Raw genomic sequence first — 11,334 nt, 5'->3', positions numbered from 1 at the left:
TACATCAATATCGTGGCGTCTATCAATCCGTTAACTTATCAAGTCAGTATCTTGCGTAGCATAACATTTTCCATACATCAACTCTTTAGCTTTGACCATTGGCTTCACAGCTCTTTCGCTAATTTCTGGTGTGTGAATATTAAAACATAGCGTTCTTGTGATTAAGGAAAACTAGTGACAAATTGCTATTACCAGGATAAAAAGTGACTAGAAACGAGTTATTCATCTCTAGTCACCTTTAGTCTCATAAATTACTATAGTATATTTAAATATTACCTACTTTTATTCACAATAGATTCTTGTATGTTTCTCATGCTGTTTTCTATATTTGCAATCATTTCAATACTGTTAGGTTTAAGTCCATATACTGTAGATCTTCCTTCACCAAATTTCATGATGATATCTTTTTCTATAAGCTTATTCACATTTGTCTTAGCAATATATTCTGTGAAATTATCTAGTTTTTGAATTTCTTTCATTTTTACATTTCTGTTTTCTTTTATAATATAGCTAAGAATATTTTTCTCTAGTTCTGTTAAATCAACGTAACTATTGGCTAAATCGATTTTCCATATCTTTAATTTAGTTTTTCCTTCGCTACTTTGAATTTCTGGCATACGAAACTTATTCTTTTTTGCCATACTAAATATTTTCATCCCGCCTGAACCGGCGCGCTCACTGTATCCTGCTTTTCTAAACAGTGTAACAATTGTTGAATTCCTAAGCTTAGACTCTCCACCTCTTGCAAATTCTTCTTTAGTCACTAACATTTCTCCAGGGTTATTAAATACGTAATTATTTTTATAAGCTTCTACTATAATAGACGAATTGTCTTCATAATCAGCATGTATTAATAAATTCGCTAACGCTTCTCGTAATGCAATTTCAACATCCACTTTAACATTTTGACGAATTTTTGTTATATCATCTAATGAGAACTCTTCCAATACTGTATTTGTTAATCTATTTAAAACTATATTATAAAAGTTAAACAAATTAATTTCTTCATTATTGATATCACCCGAACTCACTCGATCTAACCATCTTTTATCTTCTGTGTAATGCGTTCTATTTCGATAATCCAAATGAAAATTAGGATAAACTTCTGATATAGCACTTTCTTTCCCAAAAAATAGTAATGCACCTTTTTTCAGTTTATATTCATTAGTCTCCCTATCTCTGCCTACAGCGCCAAACTGCTTTAAAAACTCCCAATGGTCCATTGATAAAACATCTATTTCAGAGTTCCTCTCATGAATTATAGATTTATATTTTTTAATAGTATCTAAATCATCAATAGTGAAATTGGATAATAATTCACTATCATTTTCTGGATTAGCATTTCTTAGGTATCTTCTTATTTCTTCATCACTCATTCTATGATCACTATCATTTCTCCTTATAAAGCTATTATTTATATTCCCCCTAATATGTACTGGCTTATTTTCACTTTTTACTTCTGGAATCCTTATTCTTAAGTATTCTAAACCGTTATGTTCCAGCTTTTCTATGTTCTTCATTTTAATATTATTGAAGTTAGTAAACTTTTTATCATTAGCTGTATCTACAATAATTTGAACAAAATTTTGAGCATCAGTTAATCCAGTAACTTCATAACCATTCTCTCTTTCGCTAACCCCCAAATATATGACACCACCTTCAGTATTTGAAAATGATGAATATGTGTCCCAAAAAGACTTTGGAAATTTACCACTTGCTTTTTTATACTCAACTGTTGTGTTTTCTTCTTCAAAATATAATGTCATAGGCTATCAATCCCTTCTTTTCTGATTCTAGAGGTTTTCTAGAGGTTTTATTCCATTTGCCAACTATATATCCACTAAAAACCTCATGTTCACAGCATTTTGCAACAAAATTTTCTAGAGGTTTTCTAGAGGTTTTCTAGAGATTTATATATGCATTAAACCCCTTTCACACTCACCTTCACAAATTACACTTTGTCATTTCTATATATATTTTAAAATGAATTATAGAAGCTAATTTTATACAAGTTTCACTCATACTTTCAGCTACTTCCCCTTCTTATTACGCTCTGTCACTGTAATAATTGTCGGAAGCAATACACAACATACAATAATCGTAACAATCAAACCCGCATTCATACACATATCCCCTCCAGCGTTACTTTTATAGTAAAATTATAGCACAAACAAATCTGTACACCCGGAAAATCATTTTACTATTCTATTGAATAAATTATTGCAATAAGGACATAACACGTCAAACAAACGACAAGATGTCTTTACTGAAACATCTGAAAATGACATCAATTTCTATCTTAATGAATTCAGTCTAACAACCTCAGCTTTTAATAACGAAAATTTCAACCGTGTCGATTTCGAGGCGATTAAAAATTAAAATGGTTGCAATAGTTTCATTATGATTTCCTCTAAATAGATAAAAATACTAATCAACTGATTAATGATGTCTGAATATCATCCCTATTTTTTAGCTTTTCATACTATGCTACTTTCTAAATCATAGAACCGTAAAAAAACCTTACAACCATTGTGATTGTAAGGTTTCTTATTTGGTTCTATTCCCACTCGATTGTGCTTGGTGGCTTAGATGTGATGTCATACACCACGCGGTTGACGTGGTCCACTTCATTCACGATACGTGTCGAAATCTTTTGTAAGACTTCCCAATCGATGCGTGCAAAGTCACTCGTCATACCGTCAATAGATGTCACGGCACGTACACCGACTGTATAGTCATACGTGCGGTAGTCACCCATTACGCCGACTGAACGGATGTCTGGAAGCACTGTAAAGTATTGCCAGATTTCACGTTCTAAACCTTCTTCACGAATCACTTCACGTAAGATCGCGTCTGATTCGCGAACGATTTCTAACTTGTCTTCCGTAATCTCACCAAGGACGCGGATACCAAGACCTGGTCCTGGGAATGGTTGACGCCATACAAGGTGTTCTGGAATACCGAGTTCGATACCAAGCGCACGTACTTCATCTTTGAAAAGTGTGTTGATTGGTTCGATGAGTTCGAATTCCATATCCTCTGGTAAACCACCTACGTTATGGTGTGATTTGATTGTTTGTGCCGTCTTTGTTCCTGACTCGATAACGTCTGTATATAACGTTCCTTGTGCTAGGAAGTCGACACCTTCCAATTTAGATGCTTCATCATCGAAAACATATACGAACTCGTTACCGATGATTTTACGTTTCTTCTCAGGATCAGAAACGCCTTGAAGTTTCGACATGAAGCGTTCTTTGGCGTTCACACGAATGATGTTCATGTTAAAGCCTTCACCAAATTGTTCCATGACCATGTCGCCTTCACCTTTACGTAAAAGACCGTGGTCAACGAAGATACATGTCAATTGGTCACCAATCGCTCTGTGTAATAACACGGCTACAACTGATGAGTCTACGCCACCGCTCATCGCACATAATACTTTGCGGTCGCCGACTTGTTCGCGGATTTTTTGAACTTCAATATCGATAAAGTTCTCCATCGTCCATTGACCCGTACATTGACATACACGACGTACAAAGTTTTCTAACAAGTCGTTACCGTACTCTGTATGACGTACTTCTGGGTGGAATTGCACGCCATAGATGCGACGTTTTTTATCTTCAATCGCTGCATATTGTGTGCTTGGGCTATCCGCAATCACTTCAAACCCTTCAGGAATTTCGATTACTTTGTCTGAGTGACTCATCCAAACTGTTTGTTCTTCAGGTAAGCCGTGGAATAATTCATCTGACTTCGCTTTAATAATGGCTTTACCGTATTCACGTTCGTTAGCACGCTCTACTTTACCGCCTAAAAGTTTTGTTGTCAGTTGCATACCATAACAAATACCTAATACCGGTACACCTAAATCATAAATAGCTGGATCAATCGTGAACGCATCTTCTTCATACACTGAATTCGGTCCACCAGATAGGATGATACCTTTAGGATTCATTTTTTTAATTTCATCTAACGAAATCTCGTGATCATGCAGTTCACTGTAAACGCCCATTTCACGAATGCGTCGCGTAATCAGCTGATTGTATTGACTTCCAAAGTCGAGGACAAGAATCAGTTCTTGTTCTTTTGCCATTTCCATACTGTTTGTACTCCTTTAATCTTAGAATGAGTAGTTAGGTGATTCTTTTGTAATTTGAACATCGTGTGGGTGGCTTTCTGCTAAGCCGGCAGCACTCATTTTTGTAAATTGTGCTTCATCACGTAATTGTTGTAAGTTGTGAGAACCTGTGTAGCCCATACCACTCTTCACACCACCGATTAATTGGTAAATTGTGTCTTGTAATGGACCTTTGTAGTCGATACGTCCTTCTACACCTTCTGGCACGTATTTTTTAGGTGTTTTGTCTTCTTGGAAATAACGGTCGTTTGAACCGCTTGCCATCGCACCTAATGAGCCCATACCACGGTATACTTTATATTGACGGCCTTGGAACATTTCAACTTCGCCAGGGCTTTCTTTTGTACCTGCTAATAAGCTACCTAACATTACCGCGTGTCCACCAGCAGCAAGTCCTTTAACGATGTCACCTGAGAATTTGATACCACCGTCAGCGATAATTGTTTTGCCGTGTTTACGCGCTTCTGTTGCACAGTCATAAATTGCTGTGATTTGTGGTACACCGACACCTGCAACAACACGTGTTGTACAGATTGAACCTGGTCCAATACCTACTTTAACAACATCTGCACCCGCTTCAAATAGTGCTTTCGTACCTGAAGCTGTCGCAACGTTACCTGCAATAACAGTAATTTCAGGGTATGTTTCTTTAATATGTTTTACTTGATCGATAACACCTTGTGAGTGACCGTGTGCTGTGTCGATAACAAGTGCATCAACGCCCGCTTCAACAAGTTTTTTCGCACGAATCTCTGTATCTTTCGCAATACCAATCGCTGCTGCTACAAGCAAACGACCATGTTCGTCTTTTGCTGAGTATGGATATTCATGAACTTTTTCGATATCTTTAATTGTAATAAGCCCTTCTAATACACCGTCTTCTACTAAAGGTAACTTTTCGATACGGTGTGATTGAAGAATTTTTTCTGCTTCTTCTAACGTCGTACCTACTGGAGCTGTAATCAAATCTTCTTTCGTCATAACGTCTGAAATTTTAATTGAGAAGTCTTCAATAAATCTTAAGTCACGGTTTGTAAGAATACCGACAAGTTTACGTGAAGCTTTGCTGTCAACGATTGGTACACCTGAAATACGGTATTTACCCATCAACGCTTCTGCTTCATACACACTTTCATCTGGTGTTAAATAAAATGGATCTGTAATAACACCATTCTCTGAGCGTTTTACTTTTTGTACTTCATCTGCTTGATCTTCAATGCTCATGTTTTTGTGAATAACACCTAAACCACCTTGACGCGCCATCGCAATCGCCATTTTTGACTCAGTGACAGTGTCCATACCTGCTGAGATAATCGGAATGTTCAACTTAATCTTATCCGATAATGTGACACTCAAATCTACTTCTTTCGGTAATACATTCGATTCAGCTGGAATTAATAAAACATCATCAAATGTTAGTGCTTCTTTTACAAACTTGTTTTCCCACATTTTGTACAGCCTCCATTCTAATTGTTAGTTACATTATTTCACATTTTCTTGATTTTGTTGATAGTTTAGACCATTAAAAAATAAATTTAATACAATTGCCGATAACGTTCCTAAAACGATTCCATTTTGCGTCAACCATGCAAACTGGTCACCAAGCGCTTGAAACGCCTCTGGAACTGCTGTAATTCCTGCACCTAAACCAACAGAAATCGCAATAATTAATAAGTTATTCTGATTCTTGAAGTTAATGTCGTTCAAAATGCGCATACCATACGCCATAACCATACCGAACATCGCGAGCATCGCACCACCTAAGACAGACAGTGGAATAATATTCGCCAACGCCCCTAGTTTTGGAATACAGCCACAGACGATTAACAGTGCCACCATGCCGTAGATAACGTCATTCTTCTTAGCACCTGATAATGACACAAGTCCCACGTTCTGTGAGTATGCTGTATAAGGAAAGGCGTTAAAGATTGAACCTAACGTAATCGCAATCCCTTCCGCCATATAACCTTTACGGAAGTCTTTACGCGTCAATGTCTTACCAGTAATCTCACTTAACGCATGATACACACCTGTTGATTCAATTAAACTCACCAACGCAACGATAAAGAATACAATCGTCGCACCAATATCAAACGCAAATCCTGTAAAACGGAAAGGTCTTGGTAATTCAAACCAATGTGCTGAAGCAACTTGTCCAACATCTACTACGCCTAAAAAACTTGCGAGCACCGTACCAATTACTAGTCCTAGCAAAATAGCAATAGACTTTAAAAACCCGCGTGCAAAACGCTGTAAAATTAAAATAATGACAAGCGTCACAACACCTAACAAAATATGTGTTGGCGCACCGTAATCTTTCGCCCCTTGACCGCCTGCAAGATAGTTCATCGCAACAGGCATCAATGTAATACCGATAATCGTTACAACGCTCCCCGTAACAACCGGTGGAAATAGTTTAACGAGCGATGCAAAGAATGGTGCAATCACGATAACCAGTAGACCTGATAAGAATAGCGAACCATATAAGACGTCTATCCCTTTCGTTTGACCAATCAAAATCATCGGTGCAACCGCTGTAAAGGTACATCCTAAGACAACCGGTAGTCCAATACCGATACCTTTATAGACTTGCAAGAATGTTGCCACACCACACATAAAAATATCTACTGTTACTAGGTATGCCGTCTGTTCTGCAGAGAAGTCTAAACTTGTCGCTACAATAATTGGGACAAGAATCGCACCTGCGTACATGGCTAATAAGTGTTGTAAGCTCAGCAAGAACCTTTTCATTATGCGTCATCTCCTAACAAAGTAACCTTGTTCCCTTTTAAAGATGCCACTTGACATAATGATGATACCGTCAGTCCTGCTTCCTCTAAACGCGCACGCCCTGGCTGGAAGCTCTTTTCAACGAGTATACCAATACCCGCCGTCTTAGCGCCTGCTTGCTGTGCTAAACGATGTAAGCCTAACGCTGCTTCCCCATTCGCTAAAAAGTCATCAATAATTAAGACCGTATCTTGATCAGACAAAAACTCATTTGAAACAATCACCGAATTCGTTTTGTTTTTCGTAAATGAATGTACATCCGTTTGGTAATACCCTTGATTCAAAGTGTTCGGTTTCGCCTTTTTCGCAAACAAACACGGTACATTAAAGCGGTGTGCCACCATGATTGCCGGTGCAATACCTGATGCTTCAATCGTTAAAATCTTTGTAATACCTTGATCGCTAAACTGCGAATGAAAGACTTCCCCAATCTCGTACATCAATCCTGCGTCAATCTGATGATTTAAAAAACCGTCGACTTTGAGAATGGCCTCATCAATAACCACACCGTCTTCAATGACTTTTCTTTTTAACGCATCCAAAACTATTCCTCCTAGATAACTCAAGATATTAAAAAACCCCAAAACTAAAGAATATCGTTTCAGGTGTTAGAGTAATAGTCATACAATTGTACAGTGACACTGACATCATCGTTAGAACGCCCTTTGACATTACTAAATACACTGACTTTTTGTCGTAAAAGCGCCGAACGTATGTCGCATGTTACAGATGTAGTTATTACTCATAGTCATATCGTTTAAGGCGACATGGTAGAAACTTCTAAAGCCATATTCTTCAGATTATATGAGTCTATGTAAATTATTAACTGATAATAGCAAATTTAACGTTTTTTCGCAATACTGGTATGCAAAACATCAATTTTTAGAATTCTTTAGCATCTTTACAAAAGTTATCATTAAATAGCATAATAAAAATGTATGCGTTTAACTTTTCATTAAAAGGGTATTTGAAAAACTAAATAATAATGAACGGGGGCATCCGAAATGACTCATTTTAAATTGGTAAAAAACGAAGAAGATGTGATTAAAGCAGTTGATGCATTGTTGCGCGATGGATACAGCGAACATGAAATTACAATTGTCAGCAAGGAGCGACTCAAAACAGACCGTTTCAACGACTCAGAAGTCAAACAGAAACCAACTGCAGGTACAATTAGCGATAAGTTTATGCGCTTTTTTATCGGAGAAGATCCAGAAGAAGCTGCGTTTACACGCTTTGACCTTGCTGATAACGACAAAGAACAGTTGAAGCAAGCCGTACTTGATGGCGACATTGCCATTGTAGTTGACCGCAATCAACATTTAAATGGCGAAGTGACACAAACGAACAGCGCTTATGAAACACAAGACTTCAAACATCATCCATCTGAACATAAAGGCGATATTGAATAATTTTAAGCACTCCGTTAGCACTCAGGCGATTCTTACGTCTGGGTGCTTTTTTGTGAATCAAACGTTCGACAAGGACTGACTTGTAGGCTGAGAAACCAACAACCGGAGTCCTAGCATCCCTCATCAGCTTCTATCTCAAATCTCAAGCTTAAACGGTATGTTTCTATTCATATAACATCCCTTTGAGTATGCTATACTAGAGCCATTACAAAGAGGTGATAGGCTATGAAATTTATTCAAATTAAATCGACAAAAGATCCGTGGTATCAACCAGCAATCGACTTTTACACTGGCAGATTAGACCCCCTTGTGACGGAAGATGAGTCTGTCTTTGTCCAATCGCTCAAAACGGAAAAGACGAAGAATGATTATGTATTCTTAGTTGGCGTGGAAGACGGCCGTGTGGTTAGTTTTGCGACGGCACACTATGAAGCTACAACGAACGCTGGCTTTATTATTTATTTACTAGCAGAACATGGCGACAACCACGAAACGTATCTTGAGGAGACACTGTATCAAACGGAGGCGTGTATCAACGTATTATCAAACCAGTTGCACGGTAAAGATGTGAACTTCTTTATGTTTGAATCAACGTTTGAGTCACCTGATGTGAATTCACAAACGGCTGATGATATTGCATTCCGCAGACGTTTCCTCACACAACATGATTTTGAAAAACAAATACAAATTCCATATATTCAGCCGTCTCTTGATCGTAATGGCAAGCCGGTGCCCCTCGACCTTTATATCAAGGCGAATATTCCTTTAACGAAAGACATCTATGGGACAAGCGTCAAGTCATGCTATATTCTCAAATATGTCTTTGCGAATCGTCTACCACGTAAAGTCATCTATCCATTACTCGTTAAGATGGATTTGCGTAAAGATCCGACTGCATAAGCCCTTGAAATCAAGTCGTAAAGTCGCTACAATTAGGAAGAGGTAAGACTGACGGGTCACTGAACGAACACTGACAGTCGTCTAAAATTGTAGAAGGAAGGATCCGGTTATATGCTAACAAAAGAATTTGCTCAAAAATCTGGCTTAAGTGAAAAGCAAGTCCGCAAAATCGTTCAGCACCTTGAAGAACGTGGTTACCATTTAGGCAAAACAGAATATCGCGGGCGTGAAGCGACTGATTTTAAAGAAGACGATATTGCATTATTCCAAGAGATTGCTGAACGCGTTGGTCAAACGAATAGCTATGAGCTCGCATTTGAAGAACTTGAAAAAGAAAAAGACTTCTTACAAGTGATTGTTAAAGACGACGCACAACAGTTGCCAGCAGATCAACAACTTTCTAACTTATTCAATGAGTTGCACAATGAAATTAACCAGATGCGCGAAGAACGTAAAATGCTCGGACAAATGGTTACACAAGTACATCAACAACAAGAAGCATTGACTGAGTTACATAACAAGTTGGAAACACAACTTAAAGCAAATAGCGCGTCGATGGAGGCATTAACAGAAGCTCAGAAGAAGCAAACGGAGCAACTCGGTACGACACAAAAACATATCGAATCACAAATTGAAGAACAAAAGGCTTTGACAGAGAAAATCGAAAACAGCGAGAAAAAAGGCTTTTTCCAACGTTTATTTGGTGGTTAAGCCACGCTAATATAAGACAGATGCTTTAAAATTAAATATCATGCTAGGGGTGCTCGAAGTGAGCTGAGAAAGACTGACTCTTAACTCTTTGAACCTGATATGGTTAATGCCATCGAAGGGAAGCAATGACATGTCGCAACGCGCAGACCACGGTCAGGCGGTTGCAACGAACGATAACGATATTGAAGCTATTGTTATTAACAGCGACTCAATTTCAATCATACATGCAAACTTCCTGCACCCTCACATGCAGGAGGTTTTTTTATGTTACAAACAGTGATTATTGGTGCGGGTGTCATGGGAGTGTCTATTGCCCGTCAACTCAATCATAAAGGTAGACAGATACATATTATTGATCGCTCTACCCCACGTATGAATGCTTCTTATGCTGCGGGTGGTATGTTAGGTGCACAAAATGAATTTTTTGAAGATACCCCTCTTTACCGCCTTGCGATGATGAGTCGTGTCATGATGCCTGATACTGCTGAACGGCTCAATAAAGAAACGCAAATGGATATTGAATTACAAACACACGGACTTATCAAAGTCGCAACGGCACCACAATATGTAGCGGATGTGAAGAAACAATTTGCTTTTCTGTCTCAACAAGACCATGCGATATATGAACTATCACCCGCACAACTACATGAACGTTTCCCGCAGTGTGACGTTCATTCGTGTGCGGCGTTTAAAATTCATGACGACGGTCAAATTAATGCAAATTTGTATACACAGGCTTTGATACAGTCGGCAATTAAGCGGCCACATATACACCTGCATTTGCATACAGAAGTTATTCAAATCACACAGACGGGGACACATTATCATATCGCAACTTCTCGTGGTTCCTTTGAAGCTGATGAACTTATCATCGCGGCAGGTGCATGGAGTGGCACACTGCTTCAACAACTTGGCATTGAACTGCCTACGCAACCGGTCAAAGGGGATGTTAAACTCATCGAATCTGACTACACGGGGCTGAAAGAGACGATTTTCAATATGAATGGCTGTTATATTGTGCCGAAAAAGCCGAACCGCTTCTTAATTGGCGCGACATCTGAAATTGACAACTGGAGTACACATAATAATGAAGCGAACTTGCACTGGTTAGATGTAGAAAGCTTCAACATGATTCCAGCACTCCAGCAACACCGCGTCATTAAAACTTGGACAGGCATCCGCCCTATCACACCAAGCGGCATCCCTATTATGGGCGCAATACAGCCGAACCTTTACGTTTCAACTGGTCATTATCGTAACGGTATCTTGCTGTCACCTATCGTGGGAGAGTTGATGGCACAACTGATTGACGGCGATACATTGGCCGAGCAACAATTGAAACCATTTTCTCCATTAAATTAAAAAATTAACGCATAGGGCTTG

General features: G+C 38.6%; 10 protein-coding genes and 2 riboswitches. Of the genes, 5 read left to right on the top strand and 5 right to left on the bottom strand.

Annotated features, from left to right (window positions below):
- Positions 1–272: 272 nt before the first annotated feature.
- The 5 genes from CD122_RS00150 to xpt all read right to left on the bottom strand — a co-directional run bounded on the left by CD122_RS00150 (position 273) and on the right by xpt (position 7,470).
- A complete protein-coding gene (locus CD122_RS00150; RefSeq protein WP_103357003.1) occupies positions 273–1,766 on the bottom strand; it encodes an RNA-binding domain-containing protein in 1,494 nt (497 codons plus the stop codon).
- Positions 1,767–2,557: 791 nt separating this feature from the next.
- On the bottom strand, positions 2,558–4,099 hold the full coding sequence (gene guaA / locus CD122_RS00145) for a glutamine-hydrolyzing GMP synthase (RefSeq protein ID WP_103357002.1): 1,542 nt from the start codon (positions 4,097–4,099) through the stop codon (positions 2,558–2,560).
- Positions 4,100–4,120: 21 nt separating this feature from the next.
- Positions 4,121–5,587 (bottom strand): IMP dehydrogenase, encoded by a 1,467-nt coding sequence (gene guaB, locus CD122_RS00140; RefSeq protein WP_103357001.1) that lies wholly within the window; start codon positions 5,585–5,587, stop codon positions 4,121–4,123.
- 33 nt (positions 5,588–5,620) lie between these two features.
- The gene (gene pbuX / locus CD122_RS00135; protein ID WP_103357000.1) at positions 5,621–6,889 is read right to left on the bottom strand and encodes a xanthine permease PbuX; all 1,269 of its coding nucleotides are present in this window, start codon (positions 6,887–6,889) and stop codon (positions 5,621–5,623) included.
- Positions 6,889–7,470 carry a xanthine phosphoribosyltransferase gene (gene xpt, locus CD122_RS00130; protein WP_103356999.1) on the bottom strand — a complete coding sequence of 194 codons (582 nt, stop codon included), beginning with the start codon at positions 7,468–7,470 and terminating at the stop codon, positions 6,889–6,891. Before xpt ends, pbuX begins: the two co-directional genes overlap by 1 nt.
- A gap of 183 nt (positions 7,471–7,653) precedes the next feature.
- Positions 7,654–7,756: riboswitch (purine riboswitch) on the bottom strand.
- 176 nt (positions 7,757–7,932) lie between these two features.
- Between xpt and CD122_RS00125 the strand changes: the two genes are divergently transcribed.
- The 5 genes from CD122_RS00125 to thiO all read left to right on the top strand — a co-directional run bounded on the left by CD122_RS00125 (position 7,933) and on the right by thiO (position 11,313).
- Entirely contained in the window at positions 7,933–8,340 is a 408-nt protein-coding gene (locus tag CD122_RS00125) for a general stress protein (protein WP_103356998.1), read from the top strand.
- Positions 8,341–8,565: 225 nt separating this feature from the next.
- Positions 8,566–9,240 (top strand): hypothetical protein, encoded by a 675-nt coding sequence (locus tag CD122_RS00120; RefSeq protein WP_103356997.1) that lies wholly within the window; start codon positions 8,566–8,568, stop codon positions 9,238–9,240.
- 111 nt (positions 9,241–9,351) lie between these two features.
- Positions 9,352–9,951 carry a DNA-binding protein gene (locus CD122_RS00115; protein WP_103356996.1) on the top strand — a complete coding sequence of 200 codons (600 nt, stop codon included), beginning with the start codon at positions 9,352–9,354 and terminating at the stop codon, positions 9,949–9,951.
- A 35-nt stretch (positions 9,952–9,986) separates the two neighbouring features.
- Positions 9,987–10,089: riboswitch (TPP riboswitch) on the top strand.
- Positions 10,082–10,231 carry a hypothetical protein gene (locus CD122_RS11835; RefSeq protein WP_169926436.1) on the top strand — a complete coding sequence of 50 codons (150 nt, stop codon included), beginning with the start codon at positions 10,082–10,084 and terminating at the stop codon, positions 10,229–10,231. (Overlaps the previous riboswitch by 8 nt.)
- A complete protein-coding gene (gene thiO, locus CD122_RS00110) occupies positions 10,216–11,313 on the top strand; it encodes a glycine oxidase ThiO (RefSeq protein WP_103356995.1) in 1,098 nt (365 codons plus the stop codon). The genes CD122_RS11835 and thiO overlap by 16 nt, the downstream gene beginning before the upstream one ends.
- The last annotated feature ends 21 nt before the right edge of the window (positions 11,314–11,334 follow it).

The sequence above is a fragment of the Staphylococcus rostri genome (assembly GCF_002902145.1).
In the GTDB taxonomy this organism is placed as follows: domain Bacteria; phylum Bacillota; class Bacilli; order Staphylococcales; family Staphylococcaceae; genus Staphylococcus; species Staphylococcus rostri.
Note: the sequence above shows the minus strand (reverse complement) of the source record. Positions and strands in the feature narration are given on the sequence as shown.